The sequence below is a fragment of the Globicatella sulfidifaciens DSM 15739 genome, from assembly GCF_900167405.1.
Lineage (GTDB): Bacteria > Bacillota > Bacilli > Lactobacillales > Aerococcaceae > Globicatella > Globicatella sulfidifaciens.
On record NZ_FUWO01000005.1, the window covers coordinates 91,082 to 112,467 of the forward strand.

The window sequence follows — 21,386 nt, forward strand, 5'->3', positions numbered from 1 at the left end:
ATGACTCCACAACAGAAAAAATTAAATTTACTTGGTCTAGCACTGCGTGCGGGATTTTTAGTCAGTGGCGATGAAATGGTTGAAAAAGCCATTAAAAATAATAGTGTCAAACTAGTCGTATGTGCTAGTGATGCGAGTAGTGCCACTATGGAACGTTATCAATCTTTATGCGAAACATTTAATGCAAGATTGATTACTGAATTCACGAGAGAACAGATTTCAGATGCAATTGGCAAGAGCCGAACAATTTGTGCAATTGGAAATTCTGGTATGATTAAAAAATTCTTATCATATGAGGCTAAGTAAAATGATTAATAAATTAATGAAGAAAACCCTGTAATCGCAAAGGCTGACGGCGAATAAACTGTCTAGTACTTTGCAGAAGTAGGAAGGTGATTATATGACAGGAATTCGAGTATATGAATTTGCGAAACAAAATAAATTATCAAGTAAAGAAGTATTAGGATTGGCGAAACAGAATGGGATTGAGTTCAACAGCCATATGTCCATGATGGATGAAAAACAACAAAAGACTTTGTTAAATAAGTTAAATCCTGCTAATACCGCTAAGAAAACTAATCATTCACAACAAGATAAGAAAGCAAAAAAACCACATAACGGTAAAGCTATGAGTGAAGAGGTAAAAATGGTAGAGAAAAAAGAAAACAATCAACCAACAAAACAAACAATGGACAATTCTACTAAAGGAAAAGCTAAGCCTAGAAAATTAGTTGAAGAAGTTGAGAATGATGAAGATAACCCTGCGATTAAGAAAGCAACCAAAGGTGCAAAAGCTAACAAAGATAAAGCACCAGTAAAAAAAGTTAAAAACAAAGCAGATGATGCAGGGGAAAATAAAAAAGCATTTGAACCTCGAGGACGTCGCAATCGCCGTCGTGGTCGTAATAACAAAAATAATCAACAACAAACACAATCTAAAGGGATTACACAACGTAAATATAAAGAATTACCTGAGAAGTTAGTGTATACCGAAGGAATGAATATTCAAGATATTGCAAAATTAATTTATCGTGATGCTTCTGAAATCATCAAAAAATTATTAATGATAGGGGTTATGACTAACCAAAACCAAGCATTATCTAAAGATGTCATTGAATTAATTGCTTTAGAGTACGGAATTGAACCGGAAGAAAAAGTTGTAATTGATAAATCTGATTTGGAAGTTTATTTCAATGAAGAAGAAGTTAATGAAGAAGAATTAACAACGCGTCCACCAGTTGTAACCATTATGGGACACGTTGACCATGGTAAAACAACTTTATTAGACCAATTAAGAAATTCTCGCGTAACGGAAGGCGAAGCCGGCGGCATTACGCAACATATTGGGGCTTATCAAGTACAATTACAAGGCAAAACCATCACGTTCTTAGATACGCCTGGACATGAGGCTTTCACGACGATGCGTGCTCGTGGTGCGAATGTTACGGATATTTCAATTATCGTAGTCGCAGCTGATGACGGTGTGATGCCACAAACAGTAGAAGCAATCAACCACGCCAAAGCGGCTGATGTCCCAATTATTGTGGCAGTTAACAAAATCGATAAACCAACTGCTAATCCAGATCGTGTTATGCAGGAAATGACTGAACATGGTTTAATCCCTGAAGACTGGGGTGGCGATACTATCTTTGTCCCAATCTCAGCTAAATTTAATCAAAATATCGATGAATTATTAGAAATGATTTTATTAGTAGCTGAAGTTCAAGAGTTAAAAGCGAACGCCAATCGTTTAGCAATCGGTTCAGTGATTGATGCTCGTTTAGATAAAGCAACGGGTGCGACGGCGACATTATTAGTACAAGAAGGTACACTAAATGTAGGAGATCCAATCGTAGTAGGAAATACTTATGGTAAAGTCCGTACGATGTTAAATGATACCGGTCGTCGTATTCGTCAAGCAGGTCCAGCTACCCCAGTTGAAATTACTGGTTTAAATGATGCACCACAAGCCGGTGACTTATTCGTAGTTTTCCCAGACGAAAAATCAGCTCGTCAAGCTGGTGAAGAGCGTGCTAGACGTGCATTAGAGGAACATCGTGATGCTAATAAGAAAGTAACGTTAGATAATTTATTCGAAAGCTTACAAGAAGGCGAATTAAAATCAGTTAACGTCATTATTAAAGCGGATGTTCAAGGTTCAGCTGAAGCATTAAACGCATCTTTACAAAAGATTGATGTGGAAGGTGTTCGCGTAAACACAATTCACCAAGCAGTTGGAGCAATAAATGAAAGTGATATTTCATTAGCAGCAGCCTCAGGTGCAATTGTGATTGGATTTAACGTGCGTCCGACCCCTCAAGCACGCGCACAAGCAGAACAAGAACAAATTGATATTCGTTTACACCGAATCATTTATAATGTTATCGATGAGATTGAAACAGCGATGAAAGGTATGTTAGAACCAGAATATGTTGAAGAAATCACTGGACAATTAGTGGTACGTGAAACATATACTGTTTCCAAATTAGGAACGATTGCCGGGGCATATGTTTTAGATGGCTATATTCGTCGTAATTCAAAAGTCCGAGTGATACGTGATAACATTGTTATCTATGATGGGGAATTAGCGAGCTTAAAACGATTCAAAGATGATGCACGTGAAGTGACGAAAGGCTTTGAATGTGGAGTTATGATTGAGAAATACAATGATATCCGTGTAGATGATATTATCGAAGCTTACCATATGGTAGAAGTAGAAAGAAAATAAGATAGCACTACGCATAACAGTTTGAGTCTTAATAACAGTTTGAGTCTTAATAACAGTTTGAGTCTTAATAATAGTTAGAGTCGTAAGATAGGATAGTTCTTCCACTCATCCAATTAAAAGTGAGTGGAAGTTATCTATTAAGAGGAGGCTAATCATGGCAAATTTCAGACATGGTCGCGTTAAACAAGAAATTTTAAGAGAAGTTAACCGTCTTTTAATGCGTGAGATTAAAGATCCGCGTGTAGAAGGTGTGACCATTACCGATGTTGAATTGACAGGTGACTTACAACAAGCAACGATTTATTATAGTACACTTTCTGATAAAGCTAGCGCTCGTCAAAAAGAGCAAGCTGGTTTAGAAGCAGTGACAGGTAAAGTGCGTTCAGAACTAGGTAAAGCCATTAAGCTTTATAAAGTACCGGAGCTTAAATTTGAACGTGATACCTCTGTTGATTATGGTAATCGTATTGATGCTTTATTAGATAAAATTAAACAATCAGACGAAATCACCTATGAAGGTGAATAAAATCTGATATTAATGACTGTACAAAACTTATTTAGTTTTGGCAGTCCTTTTTTTATGTGTGCCCATTATGCGTGTAAAGTTGACGATTTAAGACCACTAGTTTAACACATTTTAAACAGTGATAACTTAAGTCAAACCGTCTCAGTAAGACTTTACAATAGGAACAGTTAGCTATTTCATTCATGAAAAAGAATAATTTATAAAATGATATTGGTTTTTAATTTTAATTCACCATTATTTTCCGTTCAATAAACACTAAATTGAGCTTAATAGAAATTCGTGCGTAACAAATAAGAGTGTGATATAATAGCAAGGATATGAACACTATAGGAGTTGAATCAATGAGAGTTTTACATATAATGAGTGGTTTCGGAGGCGGTATTTCATCTTTTATTTATAATAAAGCTATTGCCCTTAATGACAAAAATATTGTGTTTGATGTCGCCACTTATGATGAGTGTTCTACATTGTTTACGGATGCGATTCATAGTATGGGTGGGCAAATTTACCGTCTTGAAAATCCCAAAAAAGTAGGTTGGAGAAAATTTAAAACAACCTTTGAAAAAATCTTAAATGAACACGAGTATCAAGCGATTCATTGTCATATAACGGGGTATCGGGCGCTAGCTTATTATCTAGTTAGTCGTCCTTATGTGAAACGCTTCTTCCTGCATGCCCATATGACAAAAGCTTTATATGTTACAGGATTTAAACAAAAATTACTGCGTAAGTTAGATCAAACGATTAATAAATTTATTACAGATAGTTATGTCGGTTGCGGTCGCTTAGCTAATATAGCTATTTACGGTCCGATACCAGTGGAACAAATGATGGTGATCCCTAATAGTATTTCGACTGAAAGGTATTTATTATCTGATGATGAGTTTGAGCATAGACGCAATCAGCTAAAAGCTCAATATGGTTTAGATGATCAAACACTCGTGATTGGTCAAATCGGGCGTTTGCATAAAGTAAAAAATCAAGAACACACGCTTCGCTTAGCGGAGTATATTCGTAAACATCAATTAAAAGCAAAAATCTTTATTATTGGTTCAGGAGCAGATTTCGAATCACTCAATCAATTGGTAGCAACAAAAGATTTAAAGGATTATGTGACCTTTTTAGGTAGAATTGATAAAACCGAAACAGTGATGCCAATGTTAGATGTGCTTATTATGCCGTCATTGTATGAAGGCTTACCGACCGTTGTCGTAGAAGCTCAAACAGTTGGGATTCCTTGTTTGATGAGTGACACCATTACGGATGAAGTCGATTTCGATAAAGGACAAGTAGATTATCTTTCATTAAATGAACCAATAGCAAATTGGTACCAATCATTGAAAAGCTTGAGCCAAGTACCACGACTATCGAAAAATGAAAGAGAACAAATACTGTTCGAGCGAGGTTTTACAAACGAACAGTCGGCTAAAATTTACCTTGATTTTTTAAATCAAAAGATTAATAGCTATTTAATTAAATAGGAGAAAATAATGAAACATTTTATTAAACGATTGTTAGGATTCAGTTTAGGCCCAGTATTTGGTGCGTTTATTTCATTTATCCAAATACCAATCATCACTTATTTTATCTCGAAAGCAGAGTATGGAAAGGCGAGCTTATTCTCAAGTTTAATTGTAGCACTGCCTAATTATATTTATATTGGACTCGATCAGGCATATACAAGAGAATACCAAGAAGCCGATGATAAAAAACAATTGATTCAACAAGCCGCTTTAATTCCAATGATTGTCGGCATTTTATTGTTTATCGTGTCAATTTTTTTTGCACCAGAGATTTCCAATTGGTTATTTGATAGCACTGAATATACTTACATTGTCCTTTATGGGGGTGTGTGGGTTTTAGCAACTATTATTGAACGCTTTATTTTATTATCAATTCGAATGGAAGAAAGAGCGATTGAGTTTTCTAGTTTTTCAATGATTTTAAAATTCAATGTTTTCGTATTATCCATGCTTTTAATTTGGATGGGTTGGCGCGATTTTAAAGTCATTGTATACGGGTTAATCTTTGGTCAATTACTGGGCGATGTGGTCCTTTTCTGGCGTTATCGTCAGTATCTTGATATTAGAGGATTTAAACTGAATCGTGAGTTAATTAAACGAATGTTAAAATTTGGTCTACCCTTGATGGTGGCCATATCATTAACTAATTCGTTGACTTTAGTGGATAAAATCTTCATTAAAAATTATACGACTTTAGAAGACGTCGCAATTTATGGAGCAGCTTCAACGATTATTGCGGTTATTGGTGTCGTTAAAACAGCTTTTACCTCTTTCTGGATACCAACTGCTTATCGTTGGCATGAGGAGCAGAAGGAGATTCGTCACTTTAAATTTGTAAGTGATGCAGTCTTGTTTTTATTAACTGGTATCTTTTTTGGATTATTATTATTTAAAGATTTAATTGCTCATATAGTGGTAGCGGAAGCTTATCGCGATGTCAAATATATTTTTGGTCTATTAGCATTCCCACAAATTATGTATACTTTATCTGAGACAACCAATTTAGGGATTGTCTTCTCTAGAAAAACATATTTGAATATCATTGTTAGTGTTTTAACTTTTTTACCTAGTATGGTATTAAATTTAGTCCTTACGCCTGTTTGGGGGTATCGTGGGGCAGCAGCAGCATCATTTGCAGCTTATATTATGTTTTACTTTGCGAGAACTTATTTATCAAACCGTGTTGGCTTTGGCTTTAGTCAAGTGAAACCGACGATTTCTATTATCATTATGTCGATTGCGGCTTTTCTAAATGTTTTTGAATTACCGTATATAGAATGGTACACTTTAGGCTTAGGTTTATTAGCATTAGTGGCACAGTGGTCGACCGTTCAACAAGCAATTGAAATAAAAAATGATAGTAAAAATTGGGACTTTACCTAGTTAAGTCTAGTAGTAATCAGTCAATAAAAACAGAGAGACTCAGAAGGATGTGAAATGACCTTCTAAATATATTTCACGAGGAGGGAATGACAAAGCGTGCAACTTTATATTTTAATATTAGTAATGGCTGTCTTCTTAGGAAGTAAATTGCTTGCCATTCCAACACCATTCGCCCAAATGACGATTTACCGATTATTAGCGATAGGGGTGCCAGTCATTTTGACCTATCAAGTGGCGATAAAAAAGAAAAATTTAGTTATCATACCTAATAGTGATGGGACTCGTGCTTTAGTTGGCTATCTTTTATGGTGGCTATATTCCTTATTATCGGTTATTTGGGTGGTTGATATTGTTAGCTGGTTCCAGGCGATGTTTTTAATGAGTTTGGGATTGTTCGTGATGCTAGCTCTTTATTTTTGGGTTACGAGCGAAAGACAATGGCAAACCTTAATTTACGGAGTTTGGTTTATGATCTGTACCCAAGTTATATGGGGATATCATGAAATTCTCACTGGTAAATATTTATTTGCTAATTTAGACAAGTTAGATAAGTATCGCACCTTTGGTCGGATTCCATCAACGCGCATGCCGGTTACCTATTTTGCTAATCAAAATGATTATGCCACTTTATTATTAGCATTTATCGCGATTTCTACTATTTGTTATCACCGAACTCAATCATTTTGGTTAAAAATAACAACGATTTTATTTGGTGGAGCCGCCAGTTATTTAATTTATCGTACGGATTCACGGATGGCTTTATTAGTATTATTGATGATGATTGGATTATATACGATTTTTCAATTTAATTTTAACTTAAAAAGAAAACATTGGCTTATTCTATTAGTCGCTGGCTTAATGATGGTCATAGGGATTTTCTTTTTAAAACCTACTCTAGGTAAGAGTATTATGACGATGTTATTATCACAACAAAACTATGTCTTATCTGGGGACGGTGCAAGAATCAACCTTTGGAAAAATGGGTTAATCTTTTTAGCCGAAACTTATGGCTTGGGTGTTGGTGCAGGAAATATCGAAACGTGGATGGCACAGGTACCTTATTATCCTATTAATGGATTAGTGAATATTCACAATTGGTGGTTCGAAATATTAGTCGCATATGGATTGGTATCTTTTATTATTTACATAGGTGTCTATTTTATCTTAATGAGAAAACTTTGGATAATGTCCAAAACCAGTAATCATCATCAAAGACAAACGTCATTAGGTTTATTAGTTTTTATGATAACATTTATCTTTTCTAGTATAACAAGTGCTTCTAATATGCTTATTGAATGGCATTGGATTATCTTTGCACTTATTATAAGTTATGTTAACATTATTGAGGTCAGAATGAATAAGGAGTGTAAGCGATGAGTTTAGTCACGATTATTAGTGAATTAATCAGATTTTTAAAAGACTATGCCTTAAAAATAATTTTAAGTGCATTATTAATAGGATTGGCTGTAGCCAGTGCGCGCTATTATTTTGGTGGATTTGAAACACCTGAAATGGAAGCAGCTTATCAGGATTTAAAACAACGATACGAGCAAGAACCAGCAGAATTTCAAATTATTTTAACGAACGCAGAAGGTGCTTTCTTTAGTAATTCATTTTTAATTGATGAATACTTTGGTCAGCCTGAAGTAGTCGAAAAAATTGAAAAAGAAACTGGTATTGAATTTGCTGGATGGGTAGAGAGTGAAAACATATTAGAATTAATCAAAACGAGTCAGTTTCGTGGGGCAATGGCAGCCTTAAGAGATGGATCGACGGAAATGATTACAGTACGGGTGGCGGTCGGAGAATCGGCTGAGGAAAACTTACAAATTGCTCAAGCCTATCAAAACTTAATCGTGGAAGAAACCCTACCATTTTTAGAATCTTATAAAGTCTCACTGGTTAATAAAGCAGAAATTGGCGAACAGTTATCGGAATTAAAATTTCCAAATTTAGCTACTACTGAAACATTGGAACATTATAACCGTATTTCAACTCGTTCAGCCATTGTTTTCGGAGTGGCTGGTGCAATTGGTGGGGCAGTATTGACGGCTTTAGCATTATTCTTATTACGTTTATTTAAATCAAAAATTGGTTATGCATTTGATTATAGTTGGGCAATGGAAGATCGTCATTTTATATTCAACCGTACGAATACTGAACATGAAGCGGATATTGTAGCGTTTATGTCAATCCCTAAACGCGATCATCGTTATGTCGTGATTCAAGGTGATCCAGAAAAATTATTGCCGGTAGAAGATCAAAAGGATTTAATCTTTGTGACAAAAGTACAAGATATCCAAGCTGATGTTGATGAAATTATCTTTGTAATTTATGCTAATCAAACGGATAAAGCTTGGTATAATGAACAATATCACATGGCAAAATTATACGATGTTCCTATTAAAATTATACAATTGATGTAGAAGGTGACTTTATGGACAAAGGATTAGTTTCAATTGTGACCCCGGTATATAATGCCGAAAAATTTATTAAACAAACAATTGAAAGTGTGATAAATCAAACGTTTGCTAATTTCGAATACATCTTGGTGGATGATCAAAGTCAAGACCATTCTGTCGCGTTCATTAAATCTTATGCAAAGCAAGATAAGCGGATTAAATTAATACAATTAGAACAAAATAGTGGGGCAGCTGTGGCTCGTAATACAGGTATTGCTGCTGCTAAAGGGCAATATATCGCCTTTATCGATAGTGATGATTGTTGGGCACCCTCAAAATTAAGTGAACAAATTAAATTTATGCAGGACCATCAATATGCCTTTACTTATACCAGTTTTTCACTAGTAGATGAAGCAGGACAGACACTTAAAGAAGCAACGCCGATACCTGAGAGTTTAACCTATCATCAATTACTAAAAAACACTGCCATTGCTTGTTCAACTGTTGTGATAGATCGTGCTATAGTTGGCGATTTTCGGATGCCTTTGGTGCGTAAAGGTCAAGATACCGCTACTTGGCTAATGTTAATGCGTGAACGCAATGTAAAAGCCTATGGCTTAGATCGAGTTTTAAATGAGTATCGTCAAGTTGCCGGTTCGATCTCGAGTGACCGTTGGGGCGCTTTAAAAAGAACATGGAATACTTATTATAATTTAGAACAATTACCTTTACCAAAAGCAGTTTATTACTTTTGTTGGTATGTTTGGAACGCCATACGCAGAAGATTATAATTATAAATTTTTTATAAACATAGAAAAAACATTTGATTTATTGCTTAATAGACAATATTAAATAATAAGTTAGACGTTCTTTTCTGTGTTTTTTTATTTTAACATTTATTTTTTAGACCTAAAATGTTATGATAGCGATAATATAAAGCACAAGATTAATGGTAGGATGTGGCATATGAATATTAAGCGTAAATTAATTTTAGGAATTATTGGCGGTCTCATTGCTTTAACCGGCATCTTCTTTTTTGCGAAAAACACTTTTTTCCCAACACAACAAGATGAGATGATGGGGAGCGAAAATATGGAGCTGGGGCCAGATGGCATGCCGGTTGAAGGCGAAATGGCCTATACATTATATAATTTATTCAGACAAGATCCCGTTACTGTGGATGCGAGTGTGAAATTAAAGACTGATACCGCGTATTTTTATCAAGCGGATTTAGGTGAAATTGAAGCCATTTTAGTTAAAGATGGGCAAAAAGTGACTAAAGGCACCACTTTATATAATTACAAGCAAACCTCAAAAGAAAATCAATATGCTCTTGAGGATTTATACCGTGAGCAAACGAAATTATATAATACCCGCCAAGCATTAATTAAACAATTAAGTGATTATACAGGCGGAGAATATAATTATCAAGGGGATCAAATTGCGTATTATTGGGGGAATGATGGTAAACAAGTCTATTACATTGTCAAAGAAATTGGCAAATCAACCTCGCCTTCAGTCAATGTCCCGGCTAATACCAACACTGATAGCTCTCTTTCTCAAGATAGTCCTGAAGGTGCTTTCGATACCGTAGGTATGGAGATGTCAGCTACAGATCCTAGTGAAGGTATTAAAGAACAAGTCCGTCAAGTCAATGAGCAAATTGAAGAATTAGAAATTAAATTAATACGTCAACAAGAACTACAAAATAATAAAGTTATCGCTAAGACCGATGGGATTGCGATGGTTAACCCAGATGCCAAAGATAATCCTAATGTACCTGTAGTACGTATTGTGTCTGAAGAAAGCTCTGTTGTCGGGAGTGTAACGGAATACGATTTTTATGCTTTAGCAGTCGATCGTGCCGTCCATATTTATATACCAGCAGAGGACCGGACGGTAACCGGTAAGATTGTGGATTATGATAAGATTCCTTCTTATAGCGGAACCAATGGCCAAACAGATTCAGCAGAAGGTCTAGTGGCTTCTAGCCCAGGTGGTGGTAGCAATGCGAGTCAATTTAGTTTTGTTGTACAACCCGATGAACCTTTACAAGCTGGGTTTTCTGCTAAAGTGAATATCACATTACCCGGTTATGCGATTCCTTCGGATGCAATTATTGAAGAAGGGGAAGAACATTACGTCTTTTTATATTTAGATGGTAAAGCAGTCAAAACTAAAATTGAATTGATGACTCAAGGTTTACAAAAAGTGGTCTTAAAAGGGTTGAATGAGGGGGATCAATTGATCATGTATCCTTATGACTTAACCGATGGTCAAGCAGTGTCCGTGGTTGACCCGATGGCCATGCCTCCAGCAGAAGAGCCAATGGATGGGGATGTGCAATAGTATGACTAGCGAAATGCAACAGCAACCGCTCATTGAAATGAAAAAGATCAACAAATATTATCAAGTGGGTGAGCATCAATTACATGTTTTACGTGATATTGATTTATCAATTTATCGCAATGAGTTTGTGACCATTATGGGACCATCCGGCTCTGGAAAATCCACTTTAATTAATGTTTTAGGATTTTTAGATAATAAGTTCGAAGGCCATTATAATTTTGATGGTAAACCAGTAGAAGCAAGAACCGATAAACAAATTTCTGTTTTACGTAATGAAATGGTTGGTTTTGTCTTTCAAGATTTTAATTTAATTCCTACTATGACGGTCAATGAAAATATACGTTTACCACTGTTGTATAAAGGTATGCCGGCTAGAAAAACTAAAGAAAGAGTTCAACAAGCTCTAGAGAGTGTCGGTTTAGGTAGTAAGTTTAATAGCCGTCCACATGAATTATCCGGGGGCCAAAAGCAACGGATTGCCATCGCAAGGGCATTAATTAACCAACCACGATTTATTATCGCTGATGAACCGACGGGCGCATTGGATACTAAAACATCCAAAGTGATTATGGATATCTTAGCCCGTTTACATCGTGAACAAGGGGTAACAGTAGTATTAGTAACACACGATCCTAACTTACAAGCTTATGCGACTCGAAAAGTACGTATTGTCGATGGGCAAATTCATTCGAATGAAGTGAGTGAAGCCACTTATGAATTAAGTGAAAAACCATTAGTTTTTGATGAGGTGTTAAATAATGAGGATGAGTGAAATTTTTAAATCGTCGTTATCAACCTTAAAAATGAATGGTCGACGAACGTTTTTAACGATGATTGGTATTATCATCGGCATTGCTGCGGTTATTACAATATTAAGTCTTGGGAATGGTTTTCGAAAGAAAACCTTGGATGAATTAGCACAAGATTCCAAGGGCCGTCCCAGTCAAATGTTCCATTTTAATGTATCCAATATGGATGCAGACTGGTCAAAATTAGATCCATTTGATACAAATACTTTGGATGGCATCCGCCAAATTCCAGGCGTTGATGAAGTCGTCCCATCTTCTGATGATGAGGATTCAGTTAATTATGCTACCTTGGATTTTGCCAATAAAGAATCCAAGACCTATGGCACAAAATATCTCGATGTAACGAATCAGCAAATATTATATGGGCGAAATTTATATGACTTTGACTCTAAGGCAGCTAAACGTAATGTTATTATTGACGATATCGTTGCAAGCGATATTTTTGAAAATCCAGAAAAAGCCATTCATCAATCCATTAAGATTGATGGGACCAGTTATATGATTGTCGGAGTCTATGCAACAGAGTTAACGGTAAAAGAAATCGAAGACATCCAAAATTACGGGTTTGGCGGTTCTGATGCACCTCAAGTCATTATTCCTAGAGGAACCAATAAATTACTCAATCCCAATGCGAATATGGACTTTAGTATTAAAGCATTTTACAAACCAGATTCCAATGTTAGTGGCATTAGTCGTAAAATATCGGATTATTTAAAAGAAAATGGCTCTGAGAAAGATAACGGCACGTATGAATATTTCGATATGTCTGAGATGATGGAATCGATTGGTCAACAAGTGTCAATGGTGACCTACTTTATTGGGGCTGTGGCAGGAATTTCGTTATTTATCGCTGGGGTAGGTGTAATGAATATGATGTATATTTCTGTTTCTGAGCGAACGAAAGAAATTGGTATCCGTCGTTCATTAGGAGCTACGCAAAATAGTATTCAATGGCAGTTCTTATTAGAAGGGATCTCCATCACAACTTTAGGCGGCCTAATTGGTTATCTGTTCGGTGTTGGTATTGCGATTATAGCGGGCAATTTCTTGCCATTTAAAGCTTTAATCGATGTCCCGACCGCTTTAATCAGTGTTTCGATTTCTGTATTAATCGGCATTAGTTTTAGTGTCTTTCCGGCTAGAGCAGCTGCTAGAAAAAATGTGGTTGAAATATTACGTTAAGATAAGTTATTAAAGGAGTAGATGCTTGAATTTATAAGTTATTTGCTCCTAATTTTTACAAAATATTTCATTAGGACTCTGCTTAGAATAGGAATTCATGAAAGAGTATGCTATAATGATAAAAAAGAGTCAATATAGGAGGAGTCTTTATGGCAGCCGACATTTTAAAGGAAACAAAACAACGAATGAGTAAAGCAATTGATGCTTACCGCAATGAATTAGCAACAATTCGTGCAGGACGTGCAAATGCTAGTATTTTAAATCATGTGAACGTATTGTACTATGGCGTTCCCACACCATTAAATCAATTAGCAAGTATTACCGTCCCAGAAGCAAGAATGTTATTAATCTCACCTTATGATAAATCATCTTTAACTGAGATTGAAAAAGCGATTTTACAATCTGATGTGGGGATTACCCCTTCAAATGATGGGAGCGTGATTCGTTTAGTCATTCCTGCTTTAACTCAAGAGCGTCGCCAAGAATTAGTTAAACAAGTAGGTAAAGAGCAAGAAAATGCTAAAATTGTTTTACGTAATATTCGTCGTGATGCAATTGATCAAACGAAAAAAATGCAAAAAGATAATGAATTAACTGAAGATGATGTGAAAGATTATGAAAAAGATATTCAAGTAATCATTGATGAAGCAACTAAAGAGTTAGAAAAAGTTTCTGCGGAAAAAGAAGCAGAAATTTTAGGTGACTAATTTTATATTTATGATTGAGGATGGACCAAAAGTTTGAAATACTGTTTGGTTCCCTCTTTTTTTATAGTCTGTGGTTGAGTAGCTTTAAAATGTTTTTAATGAGGTGGCATCAACTGGATAAATACAATCAAGTAATTGCGCGTAAAGTAAAAGCACGGTGGGTGAGTAGTCCTAAAGTAGCTGACAATATTCGTGAAAAATTCAGTCAATTTATCCCACGCTAATTAAAAGTGCAGTGGTTGAGTAGCCTCAATCTGCATCTTAAAGACTTGTTTGAGAACTATACCAACTTTTTACAGGGGTAGGCAGACGAAGCGATTTTTTTAAATTTTCACTTTTTGCATACTACCAACTGTGCTTTGGTAGGGCAAGCGAAGCAAAAATCATTCGCTTTTCTATTTCTGGTCCATTCCCATTAGTTTGTGAAATATTATCTACTTTAATGATAAATGGCTATTCATTGTCTGAAGATTTTTCAGAATGACCGATAGTTTTTAAACAACCAAAAGACCTTGAAGTCCAAAGATGACATTCAAGGTCTTAAATTTATTTATCAAAATATTCTTCTAATGCTGTTACAATGACATTGGTTACTGCTTCTTGATAATCAGCTGAGGTGATATATTGTAAATCAATCGCATTGGACATATAACCTATTTCCAATAATACAGCTGGACGCGTATTTTCTCTAAGAACAGAGTAATTGCCGAATAAGGTTCCGTTATTCGGTAATGCGAGTGTCGAGATCGCATAATTAATACTTTTTGCTAATTCATAATCATCTTCATGGAAGTAATAGGTAGTGGAACCTGACCAGCCAACTTGACCTTTATCAAAATGAATACTGATGAAGGCATCGACTTGTTGCTCATTACTTAAATCACTACGCGGTATCAAATCGATGAATTCATCGGTTTCACGAGTCATAAGGACTTTTGCTCCAACCGCTTCTAATTTTTGTTTTAATAAGAGCGAAGTAGACAAGGTAATGTTTTTCTCATAGACGGATTCATCTTCGGTAGTTGCACCGGCTTCTTCACCACCATGACCCGGGTCAATCATAATGACCGCATCTTGTAATGATTGAGCAGTCTTCTCAGTCACATGGCCAATCGAATCAGCTTCCATTCCCGTAATTCGACTTTCTACATAACCTTGTAGACCATCACTATCTTCAACTAAAATAAATTCTGTTTCGTTGCCATCTGCCGAAACAACTTCATCAATGTATTTGAATTTTTGACCATAAGCAATATCATAAATACGATTGGCATTCAATGAAGGAGCATCAAATAATGGTTCAGCAGAATATCTTACAACCACTATTTTTTCAGCTGCTTCTTTTGCTTTTTGAATGGCTACGGGGTCATAGACTTCATCCAGTTTATCAGGATCAATTGAAGGCACATCACTTAAATTGATTAAATTAACGGCGCGTGTCTTAATGTATCCATATCGCCCATCGACTTCAACTTGTAGCCAGCCTTTTTTCTCAAAGCGAACAATCAGGTAATTTTCAGGTTGAATCGTAGTCATCACAGCCGATTTTTCGTTCGTTTCGGTATAAACCGGTGTATCAACTAAAATATGAGCCGCAATAGCATGATCACTAGTTAATGTTTCACTTTCAATAAACCATTCAGGTACCCAACCATCGCTACGAGCATCAAGTCTCAGTTTATACCAACCATTTGCTTTAGATAAAACATCATAGCTTTTACCTTTTTCTAAGGTTACGATACTTTCAGAATTTGTTGCGGGTTCTATCCTTGCTACTATTTGATCTTTTTCGATTGTGAGTTGTTCATCTGTAACTAAACTGAAAACAGCTAAAGAACCAATTAATAGCATTAATACGGTCATGAAAGGAGGGAAATATTGACGCGATAAGAGTAATCGCATAAATTTTATTAGATTATCCTTCATAATTCCTCCAATATAAAACAATTCTACTTTATGTTATTATAAGACATTTTTCATAGAATGTTCAAACTTTTTAATAATGTTATCGAATAGTAATCTATTTGTGATAATAGTGACATTTTAACGAGTGCAAATTTGTTGATAGATTAAAAATATGTTAAAAGCGTTTAAACTATCAATTATTTTTTATCAAAATAAACTTGACAAATCCCTTAACTAACGGTAATCTTATACAAAGATGAATAGCATATTCGATAACATAGACAAGTAGCTAGCCGACCTTCAGAGAGTACATTCCGTGGCTGAAAGAATGCACCTAGGCAAGAGCGAAGACACTATCGAGAAGAATAATGAAAAGTTATTCCGTTAGCCGCGATATGGCTTTGAGGTGATAGTTTGACTATTACAAAGTTAGGTGGTACCACGTATTGAACGTCCTAAAGCAATTGTTTTGCTTTAGGATTTTTTTACTTTATTAGACCGATATAGCAATCCTCACTGTGGTAACCAAACAATTAGGGTGATAACCAAACAGTTGGTGTTACTGTTCAATCATTCGAGTTTTTGCCTCATATCGAATGACGTGATTCATAGGATAGCTATTACTAAAGTATTAATTTCCAACATTTAATAAGGAGAAAACCAAGAGGCTGGTCATAATCTTGATAATTTTAGTTAAGATTATTGTTCGTAAGTTAATTGTGCACTGGTTGAGTGACCTCAAACTGCGTCTTAATGAGGCTGAGAATAATCTTAACCAAATCACTCAGATTAGTGCTCGATAATTAAAAGCGCAGTGGTTGAGTGGTCTCAATCTGCGTCTTAATGAGGTTAAAAATAAATTTGATAATACTAAATACCATTCTACTAAGGAGGAACTAACATGATTAAAAAGATGAAAGGGACAGAAGATATTCTGCCTAAAGACAGTTATAAATGGCAATATTTAGAAGATACTGTTCGAGCGATTTTTGACACTTATCAATTTAAAGAGTTAAGAACGCCAATTTTTGAAGCGAAAGAATTATTTGCTCGATCAGTCGGTGATACGAGTGATATCGTTTCAAAAGAAATGTATGACTTTAAGGATAAAGGCGATCGTGATCTAGCGTTAAGACCTGAAGGAACAGCCGCGATTGTGCGTGCTTATGTTGAACACAAGTTATTTGGTCCTGAACATCCACAGCCTTTAAAAGTTTATTATATCGGGCCAATGTTCCGTTATGAGCGTCCACAAGCAGGGCGTCAACGTCAATTCCATCAAATTGGGGTTGAGGTATTCGGTAGTACTAATCCTGCCACTGATGCTGAAGTGATTGGTTTAGCTTGGGATATTTTATCTGAATTAGAAGTTGAAAATGTGGAATTAAACATTAATTCATTAGGTAAACCAGCGGATCGTCAAAAATATCGTGAAGCCTTAATCGAGTATTTTACTCCTTTAAAGGATCAATTAAGTGAGGATTCTCAACGCCGTTTAGCGGATAATCCTTTACGTATTTTAGATAGTAAAGATGCCAAAGATAAAGCCTTAGTAGCACAAGCACCGACAATTTTAGATTTCTTAAGTGAAGACAGCCATCAACATTTTGAACAAGTTCAAGCGATGTTAAAAGCCTTAGACATTCCTTATACCGTCAATCCTTTAATTGTACGAGGTTTAGATTATTATCAAGATACGATTTTTGAAATCATTGTCAATGATGATGCGATTGGCGCTCAATCAACCGTCATCGGTGGTGGACGTTATGATGGCTTAGTGGAACAATTAGGCGGTCCCCAAGCACCTGGCTTTGGTTTTGGATTAGGGATGGAACGCTTATTATTATTATTAGAACAACAAAAGATTGAATTACCAGAAGAAGAACCATTAGATTTATTTGTATTAACAATGGGAGATGCGGTTAATATTAAAGCTTTACAAATCGTCCAAGCAGCCCGTCAAGCAGGCTATTTTGCTGAACGTGATTATTTAGGTCGTAGCTTAAAATCTCAGTTTAAAACAGCAGATAAATTAAATGCTAAGTTAACCTTAACGTTAGGTGAAAATGAATTAGAGACTGGTAAGGTTACCATCAAAAATAAAGCATTAGATAAACAAAAAGAAGTGGCGATTGATGATCTATTGGCAGATTTCGAGAACATTTATCGTGAGTTGACGACCGATACTTCAGCCATCGATAAATATTTTAGAGGAGAATAAACATGGAACAAAGAACAGTATATGCAGGTTTAGTAAGTGAAGAATTAGTTGGCAAAACAATTACGCTTAAAGGTTGGGTACAAAGACGCCGTGACTTAGGTGGTGTTATCTTTATCGATTTACGTGATCGTGAAGGTTTTTGTCAAGTGGTATTTAATGCCGAGAATCTATCGGCTGAACAAATGGATTTAGCGGATCATTTACGTAGCGAATATGTCGTAGAAGTATCAGGGGTTTTAAATAAACGTGTCGCTGAGCAAATTAACCCGAATATTCCGACCGGACAATATGAATTAATGGCTCATGAATTAAATGTATTAGCTAAAGCAAAGACACCACCCATTTATATTGAAGAACGCTTAGACGTTGAAGAGGAAATACGTTTACGCAATCGTTATTTAGATTTACGTCGTCCTAATATGTTCAATAACTTACGTTTACGTCACAATGTCACAAAAGCGATTCGTGAATACTTAGATAGTTTAGATTTTATCGATGTTGAAACACCTTATTTAACCAAATCAACCCCAGAAGGTGCACGTGACTATTTAGTGCCAACGCGTCGTGAAGCTGGTAAATTCTATGCCTTGCCTCAATCACCACAAATCTTTAAACAATTATTAATGGGTGCTGGTATTGACCGTTATTATCAGATTGTTCGTTGTTTCCGTGACGAAGATTTACGTGGTGACCGTCAACCAGAATTTACTCAAGTCGACTTAGAAACAAGTTTCTTATCACAACAAGAAATTCAAGCAATTGTTGAAGAAATGTTAAAACGTGTAGTAAAAGCAGCTCGTGGGATTGAAATGACAGAAGCTTTTCCAACAATGACTTATGAAAAAGCAATGAATGAATATGGGGTAGATAAACCGGATATTCGTTTTGAAATGAAACTAGTTGATTTATCAGAATTTGCTGCTCAATCTGAGTTTGGTGTCTTTAAATCAACGATTGAAAACGGTGGACAAGTAAAAGCCATTAACTTAAAAGGGTTAGCGGATGCTTATACACGTAAAACAGCCGATGAACTCATTAATGTCGTGAAGCCTTATGGTGCGAAAGGGTTAGCATGGTTAAAAATTACCGATGAAGGTTTCAATGGCCCGATTGCTAAATTCTTTGCTGATGAAACAAGTTATAAAGCCATTACTGAGCCAACGAATGCTGAACCCGGTGATATCTTATTCTTCGTAGCGGATCAAAAAGATGTCGTAGCGGCTTCTTTAGGTGAATTACGTGTTCATTTAGCCAAAAAGCATGAATTGTTTGATCAAGATGAATTAGCTTTTGTCTGGATTACAGACTGGCCATTATTTGAATACGATGAAGAAGCCAAACGTTATGTGGCAATGCACCATCCGTTTACCGCACCACAAAATATGGACTTAGCGGCTATGAAAGAAGACCCAGCTAATGCATTAGCACAAGCATATGATATTGTATTAAACGGTTATGAAATCGGAGGCGGCTCAATCCGTATCTTCACGCGTGAAATGCAAAATCAAATGTTTGAGTTATTAGGTTTCACACCGGAACAAGCACAAGAGCAATTTGGTTTCTTAATGAATGCTTTTGATTATGGCTTCCCACCACATGGTGGCTTAGCATTAGGTTTAGATCGCTTAGTCATGATATTAGCTAAAGAACCAAATATTCGTGAAGTGATTGCCTTCCCTAAAACAGGGCGTGGAGTCGATTTATTGTCAAATGCCCCAAGTTATGTTGCAAATGATCAAGTTAGAGAATTACATTTACGCATTCAAGAATAGGAGAGTAAATTAATGTTTATTGGATCTCATGTTTCAATGTCAGGTAAGGATATGCTTCTAGGTTCAGCCAAAGAAGCTGCTTCTTACGGTGCCAATGTCTTTATGATTTATACGGGCGCACCACAAAACACACGTCGTAAAGATATTTCGACTTTTAAAATTGAAGAAGCTCGTGAATTTATGGCAGCTAATGGTATTGATTTCTTTACCGTCCATGCTCCTTATATCGTAAACCTAGCCAATACCACTAAAGAAGGATATTTTGATTTCGCAGTTGAATTTTTAAGAGAAGAAATTAATCGTGTGGAAGCGGTAGGTGCCAATCAGGTTACTTTGCATCCTGGAAGTCATGTTGGAGCAGGTGAAGCGGTGGGGATTGCCCAAATTATCAAAGGTCTAAATGAAGTGATTCGCCCGGATCAAAACGTGCAAATCGCTTTAGAAACAATGGCCGGAAAAGGTACGGAATTAGGACGTACTTTTGAAGAAATTGCACAAATGATTGATGGTGTTACCCATAATGATAAATTATCGGTTACTTTCGATACCTGTCATGTTTATGATGCGGGTTATGATATTGTCAATGATTTAGATGGCGTGTTAAACCAATTTGATAAAATCATCGGTTTAGATCGCTTAAAAGTCATCCATATTAATGATTCAAAAAATCCATTCCATAGTAATAAAGACCGTCATCAAAATATTGGCTTAGGGTCGATTGGTTTTGAAACCATCAATAAATTGGTACACCATCCACAATTGATGCATTTACCCAAAATCTTAGAAACACCATGGGTGCCAAAACCCGATAATGAGAAGGTAAAAGTAGCCCCTTACAAGCAAGAAATTGCGATGTTAAGAAAAGGTGTATTCAATGAAAACTTAATGGATGATATTTTAAATAATCGTTAATCCTGATAGTATAGACTACCAACAGCAAATCTTTTGTTATTGGTAGTCTTTTTTAAGATGAAGAATAGGAAGGTGCCAACGTGTCCTCAAAATTTGAAATTATTTTGACGAAGTTAAAATCCAATGCAAACCCACAGAAAGCGGTGGAAATGAAACAATATATGCGCAATCGCTTTGAGTTTTTAGGCATTCAAACCCCATTACGTCGCGAATTGACCAAAGAATTTTTTAAAGAAGAAAAGAAAAATAAGGTAATCGATTGGGCCTTTATTTGGGAGTGTTATCGATCTGAATATCGTGAAATACATTATGTCGCTTGCGATTATTTACAGGCTATGAGTAAATGGTTGGAATATGATAATATTCTTGAATTATATGATTTAGCTAGTCGACATCAGTGGTGGGACACGATTGATCGTCTTGACCGAATAATCGGCAATATTGGTTTAAAGGATAAAAGAATAGATGCCGTAATGTTGGATTGGTCTCAAAGTGACAATTTTTGGATTCGACGATTAGCAATCGATCATCAAATTGGTCGTAAAGATAAAACCAATGTGCCTTTGTTAAAGCAAATTATTCTCAATAATCTAGGCAGTGACGAATTCTTTATTAATAAAGCGATTGGTTGGAGTCTAAGAGAATATGCTAAAACCAATCCACAATGGGTTAAGGCGTTTTTAGATGAACATCAACATCAATTAGCACCCTTATCCTACCGAGAAGCGAGTAAGCATTTAAACTAGTTACTGGTAAGGACAGTCGAAAAATCGTATCAAGTACTTCGTTAAGGTCGAAAAACCGCATCAAGTATATCGTGAATGATGCGACTTGACCGAAAATAAAAAAGCACTCTACTTGTGAAAGTACACGAATGTGCAAAGAGTTAAGAAAGTCCCAACCGCATTTTGAAAAGATTGAAAGAGCACAAAAATTTAGTTACAATATATTTATGAATTTAAGGAGG

Annotated in this window: 18 protein-coding genes; 17 read left to right on the top strand and 1 reads right to left on the bottom strand. The window is 35.8% G+C overall.

Going from position 1 to position 21,386, the window contains the following annotated elements; all coding sequences use genetic code 11:
- The 13 genes from B5D12_RS04075 to B5D12_RS10540 all read left to right on the top strand — a co-directional run bounded on the left by B5D12_RS04075 (position 1) and on the right by B5D12_RS10540 (position 13,833).
- A complete protein-coding gene (locus B5D12_RS04075) occupies positions 1-306 on the top strand; it encodes a L7Ae/L30e/S12e/Gadd45 family ribosomal protein (protein ID WP_078755615.1) in 306 nt (101 codons plus the stop codon).
- A gap of 94 nt (positions 307-400) precedes the next feature.
- Positions 401-2,728 (top strand): translation initiation factor IF-2, encoded by a 2,328-nt coding sequence (gene infB, locus B5D12_RS04080; RefSeq protein WP_078755616.1) that lies wholly within the window; start codon positions 401-403, stop codon positions 2,726-2,728.
- 154 nt (positions 2,729-2,882) lie between these two features.
- Entirely contained in the window at positions 2,883-3,254 is a 372-nt protein-coding gene (gene rbfA, locus B5D12_RS04085; RefSeq protein ID WP_078755617.1) for a 30S ribosome-binding factor RbfA, read from the top strand.
- A 341-nt stretch (positions 3,255-3,595) separates the two neighbouring features.
- Positions 3,596-4,735 (top strand): glycosyltransferase, encoded by a 1,140-nt coding sequence (locus B5D12_RS04090; protein ID WP_159443857.1) that lies wholly within the window; start codon positions 3,596-3,598, stop codon positions 4,733-4,735.
- A gap of 9 nt (positions 4,736-4,744) precedes the next feature.
- Positions 4,745-6,160, top strand: coding sequence for a lipopolysaccharide biosynthesis protein (locus tag B5D12_RS04095; RefSeq protein WP_078755619.1), 1,416 nt, complete (start codon positions 4,745-4,747; stop codon positions 6,158-6,160).
- 96 nt (positions 6,161-6,256) lie between these two features.
- Positions 6,257-7,537 (top strand): O-antigen ligase family protein, encoded by a 1,281-nt coding sequence (locus B5D12_RS04100; RefSeq protein WP_078755620.1) that lies wholly within the window; start codon positions 6,257-6,259, stop codon positions 7,535-7,537.
- The gene (locus B5D12_RS04105) at positions 7,534-8,586 is read left to right on the top strand and encodes a hypothetical protein (RefSeq protein WP_078755621.1); all 1,053 of its coding nucleotides are present in this window, start codon (positions 7,534-7,536) and stop codon (positions 8,584-8,586) included. The genes B5D12_RS04100 and B5D12_RS04105 overlap by 4 nt, the downstream gene beginning before the upstream one ends.
- A gap of 11 nt (positions 8,587-8,597) precedes the next feature.
- Complete coding sequence (locus B5D12_RS04110) at positions 8,598-9,353, top strand: glycosyltransferase family 2 protein (RefSeq protein ID WP_078755622.1); 756 nt, start codon at positions 8,598-8,600, stop codon at positions 9,351-9,353.
- Positions 9,354-9,528: 175 nt separating this feature from the next.
- The gene (locus B5D12_RS04115) at positions 9,529-10,911 is read left to right on the top strand and encodes an efflux RND transporter periplasmic adaptor subunit (protein WP_078755623.1); all 1,383 of its coding nucleotides are present in this window, start codon (positions 9,529-9,531) and stop codon (positions 10,909-10,911) included.
- Between the two features lies 1 nt (position 10,912).
- Positions 10,913-11,683: an ABC transporter ATP-binding protein gene (locus B5D12_RS04120; RefSeq protein WP_071409211.1), complete on the top strand. Its 771-nt coding sequence runs from the start codon at positions 10,913-10,915 to the stop codon at positions 11,681-11,683.
- Positions 11,676-12,902 carry an ABC transporter permease gene (locus tag B5D12_RS04125; RefSeq protein ID WP_234982908.1) on the top strand — a complete coding sequence of 409 codons (1,227 nt, stop codon included), beginning with the start codon at positions 11,676-11,678 and terminating at the stop codon, positions 12,900-12,902. The genes B5D12_RS04120 and B5D12_RS04125 overlap by 8 nt, the downstream gene beginning before the upstream one ends.
- 149 nt (positions 12,903-13,051) lie before the next feature.
- Positions 13,052-13,609 carry a ribosome recycling factor gene (frr, locus tag B5D12_RS04130; protein WP_078755625.1) on the top strand — a complete coding sequence of 186 codons (558 nt, stop codon included), beginning with the start codon at positions 13,052-13,054 and terminating at the stop codon, positions 13,607-13,609.
- 89 nt (positions 13,610-13,698) lie between these two features.
- Complete coding sequence (locus B5D12_RS10540; RefSeq protein ID WP_268762605.1) at positions 13,699-13,833, top strand: hypothetical protein; 135 nt, start codon at positions 13,699-13,701, stop codon at positions 13,831-13,833.
- Between the two features lie 322 nt (positions 13,834-14,155).
- Here B5D12_RS10540 and B5D12_RS04140 read toward each other — a convergent pair whose 3' ends face one another.
- Complete coding sequence (locus B5D12_RS04140; RefSeq protein WP_078755627.1) at positions 14,156-15,535, bottom strand: N-acetylmuramoyl-L-alanine amidase; 1,380 nt, start codon at positions 15,533-15,535, stop codon at positions 14,156-14,158.
- 880 nt (positions 15,536-16,415) lie between these two features.
- Here B5D12_RS04140 and hisS point away from each other — a divergent pair.
- From hisS to B5D12_RS04160, 4 genes are all read left to right on the top strand, one after another.
- Complete coding sequence (gene hisS / locus B5D12_RS04145; protein ID WP_078755628.1) at positions 16,416-17,735, top strand: histidine--tRNA ligase; 1,320 nt, start codon at positions 16,416-16,418, stop codon at positions 17,733-17,735.
- 2 nt (positions 17,736-17,737) lie between these two features.
- Complete coding sequence (gene aspS / locus B5D12_RS04150; protein WP_078755629.1) at positions 17,738-19,507, top strand: aspartate--tRNA ligase; 1,770 nt, start codon at positions 17,738-17,740, stop codon at positions 19,505-19,507.
- Between the two features lie 12 nt (positions 19,508-19,519).
- Positions 19,520-20,419, top strand: a complete 900-nt coding sequence (locus B5D12_RS04155) for a deoxyribonuclease IV (RefSeq protein WP_066126089.1) — start codon at positions 19,520-19,522, stop codon at positions 20,417-20,419.
- 80 nt (positions 20,420-20,499) lie between these two features.
- Entirely contained in the window at positions 20,500-21,165 is a 666-nt protein-coding gene (locus B5D12_RS04160) for a DNA alkylation repair protein (protein ID WP_078755630.1), read from the top strand.
- The last annotated feature ends 221 nt before the right edge of the window (positions 21,166-21,386 follow it).